The following is a 19,888-nucleotide window of genomic DNA, read 5'->3' as shown; positions in this document are numbered from 1 at the left end:
GGGGTCAGTCAACCCGCCGTTCCGCGAGGATGGCGTGCTTGATCAGGTTCCAGACGTACTCGACGCTCGCCGCGAACTCCGCGGTCCGCTTGACGTCCAGGGTCCGGGGACGGGGCAGGTCGACCGGGATGATCTCCCGGATCCGGCCCGGATGCGGGTCCAGCACGACCACCCGGTCGGCCAGGTAGATCGCCTCGTCCAGTTGGTGGGTGACGAACAGGATGGTCTTCCTGCGTCTGGCCCAGATGGACAGGAGCTCGGCTTGGAGCACCTCCCGGGTCTGGGCGTCGAGTGCGGCGAACGGCTCGTCCATCAGCAGCAGGTCGGGGTCGAGCGACAGGGCCCGGGCCAGGTTGACCCGCTGCCGCATGCCGCCGGACAGCTGTCCCGGATACCGGCTCTCGCTGTCGCCCATCCCGGTGAGCGTCAGCAGCTCCCGGGCCTTCTCCCGTGCCTTGGCCCGCGGAACACCCTGAAGTTCCAGCGGGAAGCCGACGTTGTCGATCACCGTCCGCCAGGGCAGCAGCCGGTCGTTCTGAAAGACGAACCCGCGGCGGGTGCTCGGCCCCCGCACCGGTTCGCCGTCGGCGAGGACCTCGCCCGCGGTCGGGCTGAGCAGCCCGTGGACCAGGCGCAGCATCGTCGTCTTGCCGCAGCCGCTCGGCCCGACCACGGTGACGAACTCCCCGGCCTGGAGATCGAGACTCACCCCGGACAGCACGGGCTCGGGTTTCCCCGGGAACTCAAGCCCGACGTCCCGGAGTTCAAGGACGCCCATCGTCGCCTCCTGTCTGTACGCCGACCAGCACCGGACGGCGTTCTTTCGTCACGGTCGCCACCGCCCGCTCCAGCGCTGCGGGCAGGTCGTCCGGCCTGGTCACCGGTGGTTCCGCGGTGACGCCGAACGAGCGCGCCATCGCCGTCAGGTCGACGGCGGGTGCGTCGACGGCGGTACCGATCAGGCGCCGTGCGGGATCGCGGCCCCGGTGGACCGCGATCTGTTCGGCGTGGCGCACCGAGTTGCCGTACACCCGGTTGTCGTCCACGACGATCAGCAAGGGGAGCCGGTGGTGCGCCGCCGTCCAGAGCGCCTGCGGGCTCATCAGGGCGTCGCCGTCCGACTGCAGGTCCACGACGAGCCGCCCGCCGGACCGATGGGCGAGGGCCGCGCCGATCGACGCGCCGAGGCCGTACCCGAGTCCGGCGCCGCCGGATCCGCCGAGGTAGGCGTCGGTCCGGCCGATCGACCAGAGCCGGTGGGTCCAGTCGCCCAGGGTGCCGTTGGCCAGCACCCGGTCGTGCCCGCGGGTGGCCTCGTCGACGGCGTGCGCGATCCAGGCCCGGGGGTCGTTCTGGGACGTCGCGGCGGCGCGCCAGGCCGCGCGCCGCCGCGACGTCCGTTCCCCGAGCCGTGCGGACCGCGTCCGCGCCTCTTCCCGCGGAGCCCCTTCCAGGAGGTTCTGTACGGCGACCCGCAGCGCCCGCAGCGAGGGCGCGGCCCCGGCCGGGACGGTGAGCGCGGTGGGGGCGATCCGCTGCAGGTCGGCGGCCCAGGCTTTGACCGCGAAGGAGAGCGTGCCGATCTCGGCGGTCCAGGCGCCGGGGACCCCCCGGAAGTCCGGCCATTCCACGGCCACCGCCACGTCGGGGTCGAGGGACCCGAGCCCGGTGGCGTTGAGCGGATGACCGGTGGGGAAGCAGAGCGCGGGCCGGTTGTACTCCTGCACCGGCTCGACCACGGCGGCGCCGAGCAGTTCGGCGAGTGCCGTCAGGTCCTCCAGCGCCCGCTGGTCCCGGTCCACCCCGCCGACCATGAACAGCGGGCGTTCGGCTCCGGCCAGCCGGTCGGCGAGTTCGGCGATCGCGGCCGGGTCCGGGGCGACCGGCCGGGGGAGGGCGTAGTCGGCGACGGCGGGCGGCCGGAAGCCGTCCGGCACCTCGCGTTCCTGGATCTCGCTGTCCAGGCAGACGTACACCGGCCCCGGCGGGGTTCCCACGGCCAGCCGGTGCGCCCTGATCAGCGACTCGGGCACCGCCTCCAGGGAGCCCGGCTGGTCGTCCCAGCGGGTGTAGTCGCGGATCTGCAGCGCCTGGAGCGAGGCGGTGTGGATGCCGTCGATCCATGGGCGGCGCCGCGCGGCGTCCACCGGCCCGGTCCCGCCGATCAGCAGCATGGGCACCCGGTCGCACCAGGCGTTGTAGATCGCCATGGTGGCGTGCTGGAGCCCGACCACGTCGTGCAGGCCCACCGCCATGGGCCGCCCGGCGGCTTTGGCGTAGCCGTGCGCGACGGCGACGGAGACCTCCTCGTGCAGGCAGGTGATCAGCTCGGGCCGGCCCAGGTGGACGAGCGAGTCGTGCAGGCCGCGCAGCGAGGCCCCCGGGGCCTGGGCGAGGTGGGCGATCCCCAGGTCGGCCAGGAGCCCGGCCACGACGTCGGAGCCGTAGGCCGCGCTCATCGGAGCACCACGTTGACGGTTTTGACCTGGGTGTAGTCGAGCAGCTCCTCCAGGGACTCCTCCCGGCCGAGCCCGGAGCCCTTGACCCCGCCGAACGGCATCGCCGGGAAGTGCGTGGAGGTGTCGTTGACCCAGACGTAGCCGGCTTCCAGCTCGCGGGCGACCCGGTGTGCCCGGCCGAGGTCGGCGGTGTAGACGGCGCCGGTGAGCCCGTACCCGGTGTCGTTGGCCAGGCCCGTCGCCTCCTGCTCGGTGTCGAAGGACAGCACCGACAGCACCGGACCGAAGATCTCGTCGGTGGCCAGCGGGCTGCCGGGGCGGACCCCGGTGAACAGGGCGGGGGAGACGAAGTGGCCGCGGTCCAGGCCGTCCGGGCGGACGCCGCCGCAGACCAGGGTTCCGTCACCGGGCGGGGCGGCGATGTGGCCGAGGACCCGGTCGCGGTGGGCCGCCGAGATCAGCGGTCCCATGACGACGCCGGGCCGGAACGGGTCGCCGACGCGGACCTCCCGGAAACGCGCGCGGATCCGCTCGGTCAGCTCTCCGGCGATCGCGGGGTGCGCGAGCAGGCGGGAGGTGGAGCCGCAGGACTGGCCGGCGAAGGCGAGGTTCATCCCGCGCACCGCGCCCTCCGCGGCGAGCTCCAGGTCGGCGTCGGGGAAGACGATGAGCGCGTTCTTGCCGCCGAGCTCCAGGGAGACGTTTTTCACACCGGTCTCGGCGGCGCCGCGCTGGATCGTCCGGCCGGTGGCCTGGCTGCCGGTGAACGCGATCCGCCGGACCAGCGGATGCCGTACCAGCGCGTCGCCCGTCCGTCCGTCGCCGGTGACCACCGACAGCGTGCCCGGGGGGAGGACCTCGGCCGCGAGCTCGCCGATTCGCAGCGCCGACAGCGGGGTGAGCTCGGAGGGTTTGAGCACCACGGTGTTCCCCGCCACCAGCGGGGCGGCGATCTTGGAGATCGCGAACATGGCCGGGTGGTTGTAGGCGATGATCCGGGCCACGACGCCGTACGGCACGCGCTCGGTGAAGTGCAGGCCCGCCGCGGAGGCGGGCACGGTCTCCCCGCGCTGCAGCAACGCCCAGTCGGCGAACATGCGCATCCGGTCCAGGCCGGTGACCAGGTCGGCGCGCATCATCCACAGCGGGACCCCGGTGTCCAGCGTGTCCAGCCGGGCCAGTTCGCCCGCGTGCCGCTGCAGCAGATCGGCCAGGGCCCGTACCCGATCCGCGCGGTCCCGGGCGGCCCGCCGCCGCCACGCGGGCCAGGCGGCGTGCGCGGCGAGCACCGCGGCGTCCACCGTGCGGGGGTCCGCGAAGGGGACCTCGGCGAGGTGCTCCTGGGTCGCGGGGTTCTCGGTCGCGTATCGTCGGTCACCGGTGACCAGGTCGCCGCCGATGAGCATCCGCCAGTCACGCACGTGGTGCACCTTCCTCACGATGCCGCCGCGGACCGCGCGGCCACCCGGCGGTGGCCGCGCGAGGTCCCGCTACCGGAGCTGCGGGAGCACCTCCGTGCCGATCAGCTCGATCTGCTCGAACCAGCGGTGGTACTTGAAGCGGAAGTCGAAGACCAGGTGCTCGACGCCGGCCGCCTCGAACTTCTTCACCTCTTCCACGAAGTCCGCGGGGCTGCCCGCGATGAGCTGGCCCTCCAGGTCCTCCACCGTCTCGAACCGGCCGGAGGGCGGCTTGACCGCGAACTTCGCCTTGTTGGCCCAGGCGAGCAGGCCGGGGACGTTGACGTCCTTCAGCGCCTCCTCGCGGGTCGCCTCGATGGAGCTCGGCGGGATGACCGCCACGGTCGGCATGGGGCGGCCGTTCGCCTCGGTCATCTCACGCATGACCGAGACCCGCTGCTGGATCGAGGCGAGCGAGATCCGGCCGGGCATCCAGCCGTCCGCCCACTCGGCGGCCAGCCGGGCCGAACGGGGGGTGGCGCCGCAGTACCAGAACGGCACCGGGCCGCCCACCGGCTTGGGCTCGATGCTGATGTCGGTGAAGGTGAAGTTGTCGTCGGAGTACGACACCTCGTTCTCCAGCGCCACCTTGCGCAGGATCTCGGCGTTGGAGCGGACCAGCGAGACCCGGTCCCGGTCGCCCCAGCCGATCGCGTCGAACTCGTGCTGGAAGGTGCCCGCGCCGAACCCGAGGATGACCCGGGGGCCGACCAGCTGGGTCATCGTGCCGAGCTGGAGGGCCGTGGTCAGCGGGTGCCGGAACGGGATCAGCGACCCGGTGCCGAGGGAGATCTTGCTGGTCACCGCGCCGATGGCCGTCAGCGTGGTCAGCGCGTCGTAGAACTCCCGGTTGGGCGCCTCCATCTCGCCGTGCGGCTCGAAGACCAGGTGGTCCCGGACCCAGACGGAGTCGAAGCCCAGCTCTTCGGCCCGGATCGAGCCGTCGATGATGTTCTTCTTCGACGCGTGTTCCCCGAAGTGGGGGAGTAGCAGGCCGAATTTCATGGCTTCCTATGCCTTCTTTCCGTGGCCGGGCCGTCCCACGACCTGGCCTTCGTCGTAAACCTCGACACCGCGCACGAACGTGCGGTCGATGCTCACCTCACACCGCTGCCCGTCGTACGGGGTCCACCCCACCTTGGACAGCACGCCGTCGTTGGTGATCGTCCAGGGCTTCCCGGTATCGGCGATCACGATGTCGGCGTCCAGGCCGGGCAGGAGCGCGCCCTTGGTCGAGCCGAGCCCGAAGTGCCGGGCGGGCGCCGTGGCCACCATCTCGACCACGCGCTCCAGGGTCAGCTCGCCCTTGGTCACCGCGTCGAGGAGCAGGGGGTAGAAGTACTGGATGCCGGGGGTGCCGGTGTGGGAGCTCCACATCTGCGTCCAGCCGATCTCCTTCTCCTCCCGGGTGTGCGGGGCGTGGTCGGAGGCGCAGACGTCGATGGTGCCGTCGCGCATCCCCTCCCAGATGGCCGCCCGGGCGTCGTCGGGAACCCAGTAGGAGAGCGCGTACGGGCCGAGCCGCTCCACGTGCTCCCACTTGGACAGGAACGGCCCCCAGTGGTTGACCTCGCAGGTGACGTCGACCCCGCGGGCCTTGGCCCGCCGTACCGCGTCGATGGAGCGCCGGGTCTGCATGTGCGCGAGGTGGATCGGGCAGCCCGACGCCTCGGCCAGGCGGAGCACGACGTCGATGGCGGTGTCCCAGATGACGCCTTCGCGCTCGGCGTAGGCCTGGGCGTAGGCGGCGGGGGTGTTCTCCCCCCGCTCCAGGTACCGGCCCTCGATGTAGTCCATGAGCGCCTGGTCGTGCGGGTGGATGATGAAACGCTTGCCGGTGCCGGCGATGGTGTCCATCATGCGCAGCAGGTCGCCGTGGTCGTGCATGCCGGTGCCCGCCGGGTGCGGGTAGGTCCGGCCGGTGTCGACCACCATGTAGACCTTGAACGCCCGGATCCCGGCCTTGGCCATCAGCGCGGCCTGGTCGGGCAGGGTCGCCGCCGGGTTGTGGTTCCAGTCGACGATGCAGCTGTTCTCGTAGAGGCCGAAGACCTCCTCCAGCGACTGCATGGTGGTGGTCGGCGGGTTGAGGTTGGGCATCCCGAAGATCGTCGTCACACCGCCGGCGGCGGCCTGGCGGGACGTGGTGAGGATGTCCTCCTTGTGGGTGAAGCCGGGCTCCCGGGTGTGCACGTGCACGTCGATCATGCCGGGCAGCACGAGTTTGCCCGCCGCGTCGACGACCCGGCCCCCGGTGGGCACGGCGGAGTCCACCAGGCCGGCGATCTTCCCGTCCGAGACCAGGACGTCCGCCTGGACCGAACCGGCGGGGGTGACCACCGTGCCGCCGCTGATCCGCAGGTCAACCGCCATGTGCCACGACCCCCTCAGGTGTGCTGATCACGAGGTTGGCGGGGCCGAGGTGCCGGTCGAACCAGTCGACGATCCGCGGGGTGGTGCTCGTCCAGTAGCGGTCGTAGGCGGCGTAGTGGGTGGTGTGGCGCTGCATGATCATTTCCTTGGGACCCCGCGCGGCCTCGTAGATCTTCTCCGCGTGGTCGGTCGGCGTGGTCGCGTCCCCCTCGATGCCGATGACGAGCAGCGGCGTGGTGAGGGTGGCCGCGGCCGCAACCGGCTTGTAGGCGAGGATCTCCTCCACCGCGGGCGCGAACTCGATCGACTCGGGGATCCGGCCGTCCACGTCCGCCTTGACCTTGGTCTCCCGCCGCTCCTTGGTGGGGACCATGATCTCCTCGCGCGGGTGCACGAGGCGGCCCTTCCCGGTGGTCACCCGGTCCCTGCGGTCGGCGGCCACACTCGCCAGGAAGTCGAGCCACTCGTACTCGCTGCGCATGCGGTGCAGCCAGTCCTCGCCGTCGGCGACCGGGAGCTGGCTGACCGCGGCGCGGACCCTGCGGTCGGCGGCGGCCAGCAGGACGGCGTTGCCGCCGCCGGTGCCCCCGCTGCCGAAGACCCCGATCCCGTCGGGCAGGACGTCCTCGCGGGTGGTCAGGTAGGTGACGGCCGAGCGCAGGTCTTGCAGCTGCTTGACCGGGGAGAGGACCGAGCGGTCCCCCTGGGAGTCGCCGAAGCCTCGGTAGTCGAAGACGAGCACCGCGAAGCCCGCCGCGACGAGCGCCTCGTGATATCGAACATACAGCTTGGCGTCTTTGAGGCCGAGCCAGCCGGGACCCTGGACGATCGCCCGGTAGGGACCGGTGCCGTCCTCTGGGGTCCGCCATAGGGCGGAGATGCGGTCGCCCTCGCTGTACCAGCTCACTTCTTCGGTGCGCATATGCCTTCCCGGACCTTGACGGGCCCCGATGGCCCGAAGCCCTTTAAGGGTGAATCTTGTATCCAATCTTGTCAATATGGTGGCAAATTCGATCTCTATGGTCCTGATCAGCCTACTTGACCAGCAATTCGATAGTTGAATATTGTAGCCATCTCTTCTCGTCGTGATCTCGGCACCGGGTGGAGAACGGAGAGACTCAATGACCAACAGCCCGGCCACGGCACCGGCCGACCCCGTGGCGAAACACGGTCGCGATTCGATCATCCGGATACGCGACCTGACGGTGCGGTACCACGTAGCCCGTACGGGTTCCTGGCTCACCGCGATCGAAGGAATCGACCTCGACGTCTACGAGGGCGAGTTCCTGACCGTTCTCGGCCCCAGCGGCTGCGGCAAGACGACCATGCTCAACTGCGTGGCCGGACTCGTGAAACCCACCGGCGGCGAGATCGTCGCCGACGGCCGGAAAGTCACCGGCCCCGGCCCCGACCGGGCCGTCGTCTTCCAGGACTACGCGCTGCTCCCCTGGCGCACCGTCGAGGACAACGTGCGCTTCGGCCTGGAGATGCAGCCCCGGCTCCGCCAGGGAGCCGCGGAGAAGATCGAAGAGGCGATCGCGCTCGTCGGGCTGACCGGCTTCGAGAAGTCCTACCCGCGGGAGCTCTCCGGCGGCATGCAGCAGCGCGTCGGGCTCGCCCGCGCGCTCGTCGCCGACCCGAAGATCCTGCTGATGGACGAACCCCTCGGCGCGGTCGACGCGCTCACCCGGGAGGTCATGCGCAACGAGCTCGAGCGCATCATCGAGGCCACCGGGAAGACCGTCGTCTTCATCACCCACAGCATCGACGAGGCCATCCAGCTCGGCGACCGGATCGTGGTGTTCAAATCCCATCCCGGCGCCATCCGCGAAGTGGTCGACGTCGACCTCCCCCGGCCCCGCGCCGGGAACACCAAAGGCGACGGGTACGCCGATCTCCGCCGCCGGCTCTGGGAGGCGCTGGAAGGCGAGGCCCGCGCCGCCGCCCGCGGAGACGGCGAATGAGCCCCGCCGACCAGAGAGGAAACCCCGTGAACCCCTCGGCACCCCGCCGAACCCCACCGGCCGGACCGTCCGGTCACCACCCCCAGGCCGCCGGGACCACCCGGCGAAACCTCGGCATAGCGTGGCGCGCATGAATACGAGGCTCACCATGAGAGCCGCGCGACTGCCCGAGGCGGGCGGCCCCGACCTGCTCACCGTCGAGCAGGTCGGGGTGCCCTCACCCGGACCCGGGGAAGTCCTCATCCGGGTCCACGCGGTCGGCGTCAACCAGCTGGAGCGGCAGGTCATGGCCGGGGCGCCCCTCGGCCGCCCGGTGCTCCTGCCCAGGACCGTCGGCCTCGACCCGGTCGGGGTGATCGTCGAATGCGGGGCGGGCGTGCCCGCGGAACGGGTCGGCGAGCGCGTCGCGGTCAAGCCGAACGTCCCCTGCGGCGGCTGCTCCTTCTGCGCGGTCGGCCGGGAGGCGGACTGCTCAAGCCAGTACGTCCTCGGCATCCACCGGGACGGCGGCGCCGCCGACTACACGGTCGTCCCCGCCGCCGTCGCCTTCGACATCGGGGACATTCCCTTCCCCGACGCGGCCGCGGCGATCCACAGCATCCCGATCGCCCTGCACATGATCAGGCGGGCGGGCGGCTTCGAGCCGGGCACCCGCGTCCTGGTGGCCGGCGCCACCGGCGCCCTCGGAATCGCCTGCGTCCAGGTCGCCGCCGCGCTCGGCGCGGAGGTGACCGCCGGGGTGCTGAAAGGCGAGCCCGTGGCGGCCCTGCCCGGCCTCGGCGCCACCGCGATCGTGGAGTACGACCGCGAGGACGCCACGCCGCTGGAGGAGGCCGGACGCGGTGTCCCGCTCGCCCTGGACGCCACCGGCAGCGGGGTGATGATCGCCGCCATGCTCCGCTGTGTCGCCTGGGCCGGTCACGTGGTCGTCGCCGCGGCCCTCCCCGAGTCGGCGTTCACCGTCGACACGCGGCACTTCTACACCCGCCGGGTCACCCTGCACGGCTGCGCCGCCGCCGACTACACCGACGTCGTGGACGGGCTTGACCTGGTACGGCGCGGCCTCATCCGCCCCGTCGTGGCCGTCACCCTCCCCCTGGAGGAGATCCGCGAGGGCTTCGAGATGACCAAGCGCCGGGACCACATCGGAAAGGTCGTCCTGGCGATCGAGCCTTGACCCGGCCCCCGGAAAGCGATAAAGATCCATATACGGGCGTGAGCCGTTGAGTTTCCCAGGTCAACGGCTCACGCCCCGTGCCTTTTGGCCGGGCGGGGGTCGCGGGATGCCGGACGCCGTGCGCGTGCGGCCGATCCGGGGGCGGCCGCGGCCGGCGTCCCGGATGCGCGTTCCCGGGGAAACCCAAGGGTTTTCCCCGGGTGTTCCCCCGAGGCTGGGGAACGGGGGAGACGGTTAGCGTGGACATCGCGCGTCAGTTGGGGACACAACCCGTGAGGGGGGAGCGTCGGGGTCGGACCGGCATGTTGGGAGACGTGCCGGGTCCCGCCTCGACGCGGACTGACGCGTGCACCACGCCGTGGAGGGATGTGCCCGTGGCCGAGGGGTGATCGGCCCGGGCACAGGGTGCCCCACCCCGTGGGGGACGCTCCGCCCGGGGGGAGTCAGGGCGGTCATCCCTTTCGGCCGAGCCGTCCGTCCGCGGGCCGGTGCGCATCGGCCCGGACCGTGTCGGCTCCGCCGTGGTCAGGCGCGGGTGTCGGGGAAGCGGGCCGCGAGCGCGGCCCGGGAGGGCACGTCCAGCTTGGTGAAGACGTTCCCCAGGTGGTACTCGACGGTTTTGACGCTGAGCACCAGCTCCTGGGCGACCTGGCGGTTGGTCATCCCGGTGGCGACGAGCCGCGCGGTGGCGTACTCCTGCGGGGTCAGGCCGAGCCGGTCGTTCCCGGCCCGCCGGGGCGTGGCCCGGCCGCAGGCCCGCAGTTCGTTCTCGCCGCGTTTGACCGCCGGTGCGGCGCCGAGGCGCTCGAAGATCTCCACCGCGGATTGGAGTTGCTTCACCGCCAGCCGCATCCGGCCCGATCGGCGCAGGAAGGCGCCGTACTCCAGCCGGAGGAGCGCCTCCTCAAGCGGGACCTCGCCGTCGCCGGCCCGGGCGAGCCCGGTCTGGAAGAGGTGGTGGGCCTGTTCGCCTTGTCCGGTGGCGGCGGCGAGGAGTCCGTGCAGGCGGTCCGCGGCGGTGAGGACGGACGCCTGGCCCCGTTTGGCGGCCAGCGCGGTGTGCTCCTCCAGGACCGTGCTCGCCTCCTCGTACCGGCCGAGGCGGATGAGCGATTCGGCGAGGAGCTCCCGCCAGGGCAGGATCCCCGGCCCGTCGATCCGGGGGTCGGTGAGCAGCGGCCGGAGTACGGCCACGACGCCGCGGTGGTCGCCTCGGACGCCGAGGCTGAGCGCCTGCGCGGTGGCCGCGTAGGCGACGCTGGTGGCGTCGCCGAGGGTCTGCGCCCACGCGGAGGCGGCGGCGGTGTGCCGGTCGGCCTGCTCCTGGTTGCCGCGGAGCACGTAGGGGTAGGCGGCGACGGCGTGCACGACGGCCAGGAGCCAGCGCTGCTCGGAGTCCTCGGCGAAGGAGACCGCCTGGTCGGCGTGGAAGACGGCGTCGTCCCAGAGCCCGGCGCGGAACTCGGCTTCGGACAGGAAGCAGGTGGCGAGCAGCCCGAGCTGGGGCTGTCCGGCGCGCAGATGCCCGGCCGCGGCGGCGGTGAGGTCGGTGAGCGCGTCGTCCAGGTCGCCGCTCCACAGCCGGAGCACACCGCGGGCGACGATCCCGCCGACGGGGTGGGGGCCGTCCTCGGCGGGGGCCGGCAGGTCCCGTACGGCCGCCAGGCCTTCCTCGGGCCGTCCGCAGATGCCGAGGCCGAGGGCGAGGACGTCGCGCAGGCTGGATTCGGCGGCGGTCTTGTCGAGTTCCATCGCCCGTTTCGCCCAGGAGACGGCTTCGGTGCCTTTGGCCCGGATGAGGGAGAGCCAGGCGAGCTGTTCCGCGGTGTCCCGGGAGAGCCGGCGGTTCCGGCGGGCGTCGTTGTCCCGCCACGCCTGGCCGAGGAGCTGTTCGGCGTGCTCGTGCCGGCCGGAGGCGAGCGCGAGCCGGCCGAGGACGTACTGGCGCCGCGCGCTCGGCCGCATCGCGCCCAGCGCCTCGGCCATCCCCGCCGCCTGGGCGACGTCCCCGCCGAGCAGCTGGTGTTCGACGGCCTTGAGGACCCGCTGTTCGCGGAGCGGGGCCGCTTCGGTGAGGCGCGCGGCGAGCATGAGCCGTTCGGCGGCGACGGAGTACTCCCCCGCCGCGGCCTTCTCCTCGCCGAGCCGGTCGAGTTCCGCGGCGATCGCGGCGTCGGGCCCACCCGCGGCGGCCGCGCGGTGCCGGAGCTCCTCGGCCCGGTCCTCCATGGCAGCGGCTGCTTCGGCGTGCAGGTGGGAGCGGCGGGCGGCGCCCAGGCTCTGGTAGACGGCGGCCCGGGTGAGCGGGTGGGCGAGGGCGATCGTCGGTCCGCCGTCGGCGACCCGCTCGCACAGCAGGCCCGCCTCGACGGCCTCCTCCAGCGCGGGCAGCGGGTGTTCCACCCCGCCGATCCGGGCGGCGAGGTGGAGGGGGCGGGAACTGCCGAGCACGGAGGCCGCCTCGACCAGGTGCCGGGTCTCCTCGGCGCAGGCTTTGAGCCGGGCGAGGACGAGCAGGGCGTACGACCGGGGGGCGGGCAGCGAGGAGTCCAGGTCGCCGAGGAGTTCGGCGTTGGCCTGCTCCAGCATGGCGCGGGCGTGCAGCGGGTTGCCCTCGGTGTGCTCACGGAGGCGTTCGGCGGCGCGGGCGGGGAGCCGGGCGAGCCCCATCCCCTCGCCGAGGTCGGCGAGTTCGGCCGCGGTGAGGCCGGACAGGTGGAGCCGGACGGTGCCGTCGCCGGCGAGGAGCCTGCGCAGCCCTTCGGGGAGACGCGGGTCGCCGGCCTCGGGGGTGGTGACGACGACGAGGACCCGGTCGGCGCGGAGCCGCCGCAATGCGAACGTGAGGGCCTGGAGCGACGGGGTGTCGGCCCAGTGGGCGTCGTCGACGAAGACGACGACGGTGCCGCGGTCCTGGATCTCGCCGAGCAGGTCGAGGACGGCGGAGCCGACGGCGAGCGCGTCGGCGCCGCCGACGGGTCCGGTGGCCTGCGCCTCGCCCATCAGCTGGTCGAGGATCCCGTACGGCAGGCTCGCCTCGTCGGTGTCCCCGCTCGCCCGGAGCACGCAGATCTCCGCGCCGGCCCCGCTCAGGAACCGGCGGACGAGCGAGGTCTTGCCGATTCCCGAGGGGCCGTCGATGAGGACCAGGCGCGGGCGGCCGTCCACGGCGTCACCGAGCGCCGCCTCCAGCGCGGCGAGCTCATGCCGGCGACCGACGAACACGGTGCCATGCGACATGTTGACATTCACTCTCTGCTGGGCCCAATGCTTCCACCCATGTAGAGCGTGGTCGCCACGCCCTGATACACCTCGCACACGGTGATCTTTAAGGTCTCTTAAAGTCGATCAGAGAACCTCGGTGTCGGGGAGCAGGATCGCCCCGACCCCGGGCACCGCCTGCGCACGGGCCTTGACCAGCAGGGCTTCGGCGGCCTGCCGCCCGTTCTCGCCGGTCAGGGACATGCGGGTGGCGATGAGCCCGGCCACCAGCGGGGTGGCGAAGGAGGTGCCGGACCAGCGGGCCAGCCCGGTGAAGGTCCGCCGCTCACCGGTGTGCGGCGGCTCGGTGCAGGTGTACACGCCGGTCGCGTAGGCGTTCACCAGGTCCTCCCCGGGGGCGTACACGTCCACCCACGCGCCGAAGTTGGAGAAGTCGGCCCGGTGCCGCCAGTTCGCCGAGAGGGCGCCGACCGAGATGACGCCGGGGAACGCGGCCGGCCAGAACGCCCGGCGCTCCCCGTTGTTGCCGGCGGCGGCCACCACCACGGTCCCCTTGTAGTGCTTGAGCCGCTCCCAGAACGCCTCGAACCCGAGCGGGGGCAGGTTGTTCCGGGTGGTCCCGCCCGCGGAGATGCTGATGACGTCGGGGAAGGAGTCCAGGGCCTGGTCCAGCTCCCTGATGATCTCCGATTCGAGGATGGCGCCGGCCCGGTCCAGGTGGCTGGCGACGTAGACGTCGGCGCCCGGGGCCACGCAGCGGAGCACCCCGGCGACGAAGGTGCCGTGCCCGGTGTACTCGCCGATGGCCTGGCCCGGTACGTGCGGGTCGACCTCCCCGGTCACCCCGGCCAGCCAGGGGTGGGTTTCCGCGTCGTCGAGGAGGCCGGTGTCGACGACGTGCACGGAGACGCCGAGCCCCCCGTTCCCGGGACGGGGTTCGGGGTCCAGCCGCACCCGGCCGCCGACCTCGTGCGGCTCCTCCGCGGGGCAGAGCATGATCGGGGTGACCGAGAGGACGTGGTTGGGGGTGGCGACGCCGATGCCGAACGCCGCCTCGACCCGCTCGACCGCCTCCAGCGCGGCGACGCCGTCGCCGAGACCGAGCAGCGTCACCCCGTTGATCAGGCTGTCCCGGGTCTCGGTCCCCTCCAGCAGGGCGCTGACCCGATCCACGTCCTGGTCCCGGACGAGGACGACCCCCTCCTGGTAGAAGAAGTCCGCCTCGGCCAGGCGCGACCCGGACCCGGAGTTCGTCCCCGCGGCGACCGCGCCGCCGACCCGGATCTCGATGCTCTCGCGGTGGAAGGCCGCCACGACCAGCCCGGTCTGGGCTTCGATCTTCGTGGCCGGGTTTTCCTGAGGGGACATGTCTACCTCGCATGACTGGCGCTATGAGGACGCAAGATCTACCATCATGGCGTGGCCGGGGGAACCCGAATTCCAGGCAATGCGCATGATTTGTTGCCCCTGGCGATGTCGCGTCCCAGGGACGCGCTTTTGCGTGCCCGGGCCCTGCTCGCCCAGCGTCCCGGCCCGCTCGACGCCTCCTACGCGCATCAGGCCGCCGGCATCGTGCTCCGCGACTTCGGCGACGTGGAGGCCGCGATCCGCGAGCTCCGCACGGCCGCCCGGCTGGCCCGGGCGGCGGACTCGCGCGACCGGGAGGCCGACGTCCTCGCCACCCTCGGCATCGCCCTCATCCAGGCGGGCCGCACCCCCTCCGGGCTGGCGGTGCTGGACCGGTCGGTGGGCCAGGCCGGCGCGGGACTTCTCGGCCGGGTGCTGATGCGCCGGGGTGGGGCGCTCTGGGTGCTCGGCCGATACCGGCAGGCGCAGGAGGACCTCGGCCGCGCGGTGCGGGCCCTGCAGCGCGACGGCGACACCGTCTGGCTCGCGCGGGCCCTGATGGGGCGGGCGCTCGCCCACCTGTCGCTCGGCGCCACCGAACGCGCCGACGCCGACTTCCGGGCCTGCGAACGGCTCTACGCCGAGACCCGTCAGGAGCTGGAGCAGGCGGCGGCGATCCACAACCGGGGACTCGCCGCGTTCCGGTCCGGGGACCTGCCGACGGCGCTGACCCGGCTGGACGACGCCGCCCCGCGCTACCAGGCGCTGAACGCCCCGATGGCCGACCTCAGCATCGACCGCTGCGCCGTCTACCTCGCCGCCGGGCTCTCCGGCGACGCACTGCTGGAGGCGTCCGCCGCGGTGGAATCCTTCGACCAGGTGCGCGGGCAGGCGACCAAGAAGGCCGAGCTGATGCTCACGGCCGCGCACGTCGCCCTCGCCACCGGCGACCCGCGATCGGCGTGGGAGCGGGCGCAGGCGGCGGCCCGGCTGTTCGGCGCGCAGCGGCGGCCCTGGTGGCAGGCGCAGGCGCGGCTCGTCCTCGCCGAGGCCAAGTACGCGAGCGGCCAGGTCGGCGCCCGCCTGCTGCACGAGGTGGGCCGCGCCGCGCAGAGCCTGGACCGGCTGGGGTCGGGCGACGCGGCCAGGGCGCACCTGCTGGCCGGGCGGGTGGCCCTCGCGCTCGGCCGGGCTGCCGACGCCGACGCCCATCTCGCCACCGCGGCGCGGACCCGGGGGAGCGGCGCGGCCCTCTCCCGGTCCAGCGGCTGGCTCGCCGAGGCGCTCCGCGCCCGGGCGGCCCGGAGCCCGCGCCGGCTGCTGCACGCGTGCCGACGCGGCCTGGACGTCCTGGACAGCCATCTGCTGACCCTGGGCGCCACCGAGCTGAGGGCGCAGGCCACCGCGCAGGGCGCCGAGCTGGCGGCGCTCGCCCAGCGGCAGGCGCTGGAGACGGGAGGTCCCCGCGACCTGCTCCTCTGGAGCGAACGCTGGCGGGCCACCGCGCTGCGCATCCCCCCGGTCCGCCCGCCCGACGACCGGGAACTGCGGGCCGAGCTCACCGCGCTGCGGGATGTGACCAGCCGCCTGGAGCGGAGCGGGAGCCCGGTGAGCCCCCGCGGGGGTGCCCTGCGGGGCGGGCCGGGCACACTCCACCGCGAGCAGCAGCGGCTGGAGGCGGCGATCCGGGAGCGGCTGCTGCGGACCCGCGGGACCGGGCGCCGCGACGACGGCGTGTTCACGGTCCCCGCGCTGCTGGACCGGCTCGGCGACGCCCGGCTCCTGGAGATCGCCGAGATCGACGGCGAGCTGCACGTGCTGGTGTGCGGGGACGGCCGGGTACGGCGGCTGAGCGCCGGCCGGGCCGCGGACGCGGCGCGGGAGATCGAGTTCGCGCGGTCGCGGCTCGTCCGGCTGGCGCACAACCGGTCGGCCGACCTGTCGGTGCTGAACGCCACCGGGGCGCGGCTGGAGCGGATCCTGCTCGGCCCGGCCGTCCGGGAGCTCGGCGAGGGACCGATCGTGGTCGTGCCGCCCGCCAAGCTGCTCTCGATCCCGTGGGCGCTGCTGCCCGCCCTGACCGGCCGGGTGTTCAGCGTGGCGCCGTCGGCGACGGCGTGGCTGCGGTCGCGGGGGGTGCCCGCGCCGGTCCGGCGCGACGTCGTCCTGGTGCACGGGCCGGGGCTGGGCAGCGGCGCGGCCGAGGTACCCAAGCTGATGGCCGAGTACGGCGACGCCACCTCGCTCGGCGACGGCACGGCGACGGCCAAGGCGGTGCTGGAGGCGATCGACGGAGCGTGGCTCGCGCACATCGCCGCCCACGGCACGTTCCGCTCGGACAGCCCGCTCTTCTCGTCGCTGCGCATGGACGACGGGCCGCTCACGGTGCACGACTTCGAGCTGCTCGGGCGGGCCCCGTACCGGCTGGTCCTGCCCAGCTGCGACTCCGGGCGGCTGGCCTCGGCCGGGGCGGACGAGCTGCTCGGCCTGACCAGCAGCCTCGCCCCGCTGGGGACGGCGGGGATCGTGGCCAGCGTGGTCCCGGTGAACGACGAGGCGTCGGTGGATCTGATGCTCGCCCTGCACCGGGGGCTGCGGACGGGGCTCGGCTTGGCCGAGTCGCTCCGGGACGCCCGCCGTGAGCTGGGCGGGTTTCCGCTGGGTGCCGCGACGGCGGCGTCCTTCCTGGCCCTGGGCGCCGACTGAGAGTTGTTCATCCGGAATAGCATTTGATGTCTGGATGAAGGTGGGCACTATGATGTCGGCGACCATCGACCTGAGTACCATAAGGTCCCGCCACCCATGACGACGGAAGCCCTCAACGTGCACCCTGAAGAGGCCGCCGACCTCCTCAAAGCCGCCGACGGCGATCCAGGAGCCTGGCAGAGAATCGTGGAGCGGTTCAGCGGACTGGTCTGGTCGATCACCCGGGGACACGGACTCGACAACGCCGACGCCGCCGACGTCTTCCAGACCACCTGGCTCCGGCTCGCCGAACACCTCGGCCGGATCGAGCACCCCGAACGCCTCGGGGCCTGGCTCGCGACCACCACCCGCAGGGAGTGCGCGAAGGTCCTGCGGGCCATACGGCGGGTGACACCCACCGCCGACATCACGTTCCTCGAACACAACCTGCGCGACGACTCCGCCGAAGACGTCGTGGTGGAAGCCGAACACCAGGCGGCGACACAGGATCGGGAACGCCGCCTCTGGGAGGCGCTCCGGGAGATGCCGGGCCGGTGCGGCGAGCTCATCCGGGTCATGCTCAGCTCCCCGCAGCCGAGCTACGCCGAGATCGCCGAGACGTTGAGCATCCCCATCGGCAGCATCGGCCCCACCCGGGCGCGCTGCTTCGACCGGCTGAGAAGAAAGCTCACCCCGTGACGTATCAGGGAGCGGCCCTGACGCTCATAATGACGTGGGCTTGACGACAGGAGTGGCCGGCCGTGTATGAGGAGATCCAGGACAACGCCCTCGAGGCGGAGCTCAGGGGGGTCGTCGCCCGGCGCGACCCGCTCCCGCCCGAGTTGTTCCAGGCCGCGCTCGACGCGTTCGCCTGGCGCAGGGTCGACGAGGAACTCGCGGAACTGACCTTCGACTCGTTCGCCGAACAGCCGCTCGCGCTGGTCCGCGGCGCGGAGCCCCGGCTGCTCACCTTCGAATCGGACGCGATCGGCATCGAGCTGGAGATCACCGAGGAACGCGCGCTCGTCGGGCAGCTCATCCCGCCCCAGCCGGCCACCGTGGACATCCGCCAGGTCTCGGCCACGATCGCCGTGCAAGCCGATGACATGGGACGTTTCACCACGGGTCCGCTCTCCCGAGGGCCGATCAGCCTCCGCTGCTCCTCCAGCCGGGACCTGCTCGTCGTCACCGACTGGGTCACCGTCTGACCGGCCCGCTCCGCCCGGCGGGGTTTCGACCCGGCTGTTCCGGGGATGCCGAACCGGTGTCCGCGCCGGGTCACCCCGCCCCTCTCGCCGGGTGGCGCCTCGACGACCCGGATCCGATCCGCGCGCCGCCGGGTCGCGGCCGATCGGACCCTGCTTCCCCGCGGCCCGATCGGCGGACCCGCGTGCCGCGCCGGATCGCGTCCCCACGCGGATGACGCATCATCCGCGTGGGGACGTGGTACCGGCCGGGCCCGCTTCCCCGGGCCCGGCCGGGCCACACGCCGCTTCGGCACAGCCGGGAGCGGCGGCTGAGGCTTCGTCCGGACCGGGCTCCGCCCGTACGCTGAGATTCTTCCGCAGACCCGGGTCGTTCACACCTTTCCCGGTCAGAGAGGACGGCGCTCGTCCCGCGGGTCACGCCGGTCGAGCTCGGGGATGAACGAGGGGGCCCTGGCGTCCAGCGCCGGGCCGGTCTGTGCCCAGCGCCGCAGCGCCGTCGTCGCCGAGGCCTGGTCGGCCGCGGTGAGCCGGGCGATGCTCGCCCCGTGGTTGGACCCCGGCGCGGTGAAGGTGAACGAGTCCCGGCGGCTCGGGTGGAACGGCTCGGCGCTCCACGGGTCGTTCGCCCCGTTGACGAAGAGCATCTGACCGGAACGGGTACGGACCCAGTGGTCGACGTCGATCATCGGCCGTGGGTCGTGGCCGCGGCGCAGCGCCGGCGGCAGACTGGAGTTGGCCTGGTAGAGGCCCGGGTAGCGGAGCAGACCGCGCAGGTGCCGGAACTTCAGGCCCGGCGCCCCCAGCTGGGTCGCCGCCTGGTAGAAGTACGGGGCGTACGGGGTGATCCCCTGGTCGGAGTAGAACGAGAAGCCGGTGATCCGGTCGATGAACGCGTAGATCTCGTCGGTCGTGGCCGTGGTCGCGGGCACGCTCGCGCAGTCAGTCTGGGTGGAGTACTGCCAGAACGCCCAAGCCGTGTCGAGCACCGTCATCTCGAACGCCTTGTCCGCGGTGCCGAAGACCTCGGTGAAGGTCAGCCCCTGCTCGGCCGCGGCGGCCTCGGAACGCCGTACCAGCTCCTCCCGTCGCAGCAGCGCCTCCCGCTGGAGGTCGTTCAGCGCGGCCCGGCAGGCCGGGTCGGTGCCGACCTGCGCGAAGAAGCGATCGTAGGCGTGGTCCTCCCGGTCGATCACGTCGTTCGGCGCCACGTAGGCGACCGTCCCGTCGACGTCACCCGGGTAGAACCGGCGGTGGTAGACCGAGGCCATGCCGCCTTTGCTGGCCCCCGTGGAGATCCACTTGGCCGGGTAGAGCGGCTTCAGCGCCCGGACGATCCGGTGGTGGTCGGACGCGGCCTGCCAGATGTCGAGCTTGCGCCAGTCCGCGGGGTCGGGGCGGGACGGCAGGAAGAAACGGTGCTCCACCGAGATCTGGTTCCCGTCCACCAGCCGGGTCGGCTCGGAGCGGAACGCGTAGGTCGGCATGTTGTACCCGGTGGTGTGCAGCACCATCGGCGCGTCGGCCGACCTGTGCAGCAGCTGCAGCCGCTGGCCGAAGGTGCCCTGCGACGGGCGCCGATGGTCGGCGGGCTGCCGGTACTCCAGGAAGAACAGGCGGAAACCGGGGGAGGGCTGGGTCTCCGAGACGACCGTCAGGCCGGGGATCACGGCGAGTTCGTCGGCGATGTCACCTGCCTGCGCGGGGGTGGCGGTGAGCCCGATCGTCCCCGCGAGAGCGGGCACGAGCAGGACAGGGAGGATTCGTGTCTTCCAGGTGGGCAACGGATCTCCTCGCTCCAATGGCCGTACGGGGTCCACGGCCGATCAGCGCGATTCTGACGCAAAAGTGAACAGAGTGGTAATAGTGCTTAGTCATACCATTGAGGCAGGGTCAAGGCGCGATGGTGAGGGCGGCCTTGTCGGCGTGGTCCCGGGGCTTGGACGCCTTTCCGGATCCCCCCAAGCGGAAGAAGCACGGCGACGACGGGCGCGTG

At 72.7% G+C, this 19,888-nt stretch carries 14 protein-coding genes; 5 read left to right on the top strand and 9 right to left on the bottom strand.

Going from position 1 to position 19,888, the window contains the following annotated elements:
• Window positions 1–4: 4 nt before the first annotated feature.
• The 6 genes from RUR_RS03245 to RUR_RS03220 all read right to left on the bottom strand — a co-directional run bounded on the left by RUR_RS03245 (window position 5) and on the right by RUR_RS03220 (window position 7,214).
• Window positions 5–778: an ABC transporter ATP-binding protein gene (locus RUR_RS03245; protein WP_283133332.1), complete on the bottom strand. Its 774-nt coding sequence runs from the start codon at window positions 776–778 to the stop codon at window positions 5–7.
• Window positions 765–2,459 (bottom strand): thiamine pyrophosphate-binding protein, encoded by a 1,695-nt coding sequence (locus RUR_RS03240; protein WP_283133331.1) that lies wholly within the window; start codon window positions 2,457–2,459, stop codon window positions 765–767. Before RUR_RS03240 ends, RUR_RS03245 begins: the two co-directional genes overlap by 14 nt.
• A complete protein-coding gene (locus tag RUR_RS03235; RefSeq protein WP_283133330.1) occupies window positions 2,456–3,880 on the bottom strand; it encodes an aldehyde dehydrogenase family protein in 1,425 nt (474 codons plus the stop codon). The genes RUR_RS03240 and RUR_RS03235 overlap by 4 nt, the downstream gene beginning before the upstream one ends.
• A 69-nt stretch (window positions 3,881–3,949) precedes the next feature.
• Window positions 3,950–4,924 (bottom strand): LLM class flavin-dependent oxidoreductase, encoded by a 975-nt coding sequence (locus RUR_RS03230; protein ID WP_283133329.1) that lies wholly within the window; start codon window positions 4,922–4,924, stop codon window positions 3,950–3,952.
• A gap of 6 nt (window positions 4,925–4,930) precedes the next feature.
• On the bottom strand, window positions 4,931–6,292 hold the full coding sequence (locus RUR_RS03225) for a dihydroorotase (protein ID WP_283133328.1): 1,362 nt from the start codon (window positions 6,290–6,292) through the stop codon (window positions 4,931–4,933).
• Entirely contained in the window at window positions 6,282–7,214 is a 933-nt protein-coding gene (locus tag RUR_RS03220) for an alpha/beta hydrolase (RefSeq protein ID WP_283133327.1), read from the bottom strand. The genes RUR_RS03225 and RUR_RS03220 overlap by 11 nt, the downstream gene beginning before the upstream one ends.
• Before the next feature lie 199 nt (window positions 7,215–7,413).
• Here RUR_RS03220 and RUR_RS03215 point away from each other — a divergent pair, with 199 nt between their 5' ends.
• Both RUR_RS03215 and RUR_RS03210 read left to right on the top strand, forming a co-directional pair.
• Window positions 7,414–8,256 (top strand): ABC transporter ATP-binding protein, encoded by an 843-nt coding sequence (locus tag RUR_RS03215; RefSeq protein ID WP_283133326.1) that lies wholly within the window; start codon window positions 7,414–7,416, stop codon window positions 8,254–8,256.
• A 130-nt stretch (window positions 8,257–8,386) separates the two neighbouring features.
• A complete protein-coding gene (locus RUR_RS03210; RefSeq protein ID WP_283133325.1) occupies window positions 8,387–9,433 on the top strand; it encodes an alcohol dehydrogenase catalytic domain-containing protein in 1,047 nt (348 codons plus the stop codon).
• Window positions 9,434–9,958: 525 nt separating this feature from the next.
• Here the strand turns inward: RUR_RS03210 and RUR_RS03205 are convergent.
• Together RUR_RS03205 and RUR_RS03200 are read right to left on the bottom strand one after the other, a co-directional pair.
• Window positions 9,959–12,673: a helix-turn-helix transcriptional regulator gene (locus RUR_RS03205; protein ID WP_283133324.1), complete on the bottom strand. Its 2,715-nt coding sequence runs from the start codon at window positions 12,671–12,673 to the stop codon at window positions 9,959–9,961.
• Window positions 12,674–12,781: 108 nt separating this feature from the next.
• Window positions 12,782–14,023 carry a S8 family peptidase gene (locus RUR_RS03200; RefSeq protein WP_283133323.1) on the bottom strand — a complete coding sequence of 414 codons (1,242 nt, stop codon included), beginning with the start codon at window positions 14,021–14,023 and terminating at the stop codon, window positions 12,782–12,784.
• A 105-nt stretch (window positions 14,024–14,128) separates the two neighbouring features.
• Between RUR_RS03200 and RUR_RS03195 the strand changes: the two genes are divergently transcribed.
• The 3 genes from RUR_RS03195 to RUR_RS03185 all read left to right on the top strand — a co-directional run bounded on the left by RUR_RS03195 (window position 14,129) and on the right by RUR_RS03185 (window position 17,895).
• Window positions 14,129–16,708, top strand: coding sequence for a CHAT domain-containing protein (locus tag RUR_RS03195; RefSeq protein ID WP_283133322.1), 2,580 nt, complete (start codon window positions 14,129–14,131; stop codon window positions 16,706–16,708).
• A 96-nt stretch (window positions 16,709–16,804) separates the two neighbouring features.
• A complete protein-coding gene (locus tag RUR_RS03190; protein WP_283133321.1) occupies window positions 16,805–17,386 on the top strand; it encodes an RNA polymerase sigma factor in 582 nt (193 codons plus the stop codon).
• A 62-nt stretch (window positions 17,387–17,448) separates the two neighbouring features.
• Complete coding sequence (locus RUR_RS03185) at window positions 17,449–17,895, top strand: hypothetical protein (RefSeq protein ID WP_283133320.1); 447 nt, start codon at window positions 17,449–17,451, stop codon at window positions 17,893–17,895.
• A gap of 386 nt (window positions 17,896–18,281) precedes the next feature.
• On the opposite strand, the gene RUR_RS03180 is transcribed toward RUR_RS03185, so the two are convergent.
• Window positions 18,282–19,676: a S28 family serine protease gene (locus RUR_RS03180; protein WP_283133319.1), complete on the bottom strand. Its 1,395-nt coding sequence runs from the start codon at window positions 19,674–19,676 to the stop codon at window positions 18,282–18,284.
• Window positions 19,677–19,888 lie beyond the last annotated feature (212 nt).

This window comes from Rhizohabitans arisaemae (assembly GCF_025996515.1).
Classification (GTDB): Bacteria; Actinomycetota; Actinomycetes; order Streptosporangiales; family Streptosporangiaceae; genus Rhizohabitans; species Rhizohabitans arisaemae.
Note: the sequence above shows the minus strand (reverse complement) of the source record. Positions and strands in the feature narration are given on the sequence as shown.

Bases quoted from the DNA above. Each gene is read 5' to 3' on its own strand.
- RUR_RS03220 (WP_283133327.1), bottom strand. From the start codon at position 7,214: ATGCGCACCGAAGAAGTGAGCTGGTACAGCGAGGGCGACCGCATCTCC.
- RUR_RS03225 (WP_283133328.1), bottom strand. From the start codon at position 6,292: ATGGCGGTTGACCTGCGGATCAGCGGCGGCACGGTGGTCACCCCCGCC.
- RUR_RS03205 (WP_283133324.1), bottom strand. From the start codon at position 12,673: ATGTCGCATGGCACCGTGTTCGTCGGTCGCCGGCATGAGCTCGCCGCG.
- RUR_RS03245 (WP_283133332.1), bottom strand. From the start codon at position 778: ATGGGCGTCCTTGAACTCCGGGACGTCGGGCTTGAGTTCCCGGGGAAA.
- RUR_RS03230 (WP_283133329.1), bottom strand. From the start codon at position 4,924: ATGAAATTCGGCCTGCTACTCCCCCACTTCGGGGAACACGCGTCGAAG.
- RUR_RS03215 (WP_283133326.1), top strand. From the start codon at position 7,414: ATGACCAACAGCCCGGCCACGGCACCGGCCGACCCCGTGGCGAAACAC.
- RUR_RS03190 (WP_283133321.1), top strand. From the start codon at position 16,805: ATGACGACGGAAGCCCTCAACGTGCACCCTGAAGAGGCCGCCGACCTC.
- RUR_RS03210 (WP_283133325.1), top strand. From the start codon at position 8,387: ATGAATACGAGGCTCACCATGAGAGCCGCGCGACTGCCCGAGGCGGGC.
- RUR_RS03240 (WP_283133331.1), bottom strand. From the start codon at position 2,459: ATGAGCGCGGCCTACGGCTCCGACGTCGTGGCCGGGCTCCTGGCCGAC.
- RUR_RS03200 (WP_283133323.1), bottom strand. From the start codon at position 14,023: ATGTCCCCTCAGGAAAACCCGGCCACGAAGATCGAAGCCCAGACCGGG.
- RUR_RS03195 (WP_283133322.1), top strand. From the start codon at position 14,129: ATGTCGCGTCCCAGGGACGCGCTTTTGCGTGCCCGGGCCCTGCTCGCC.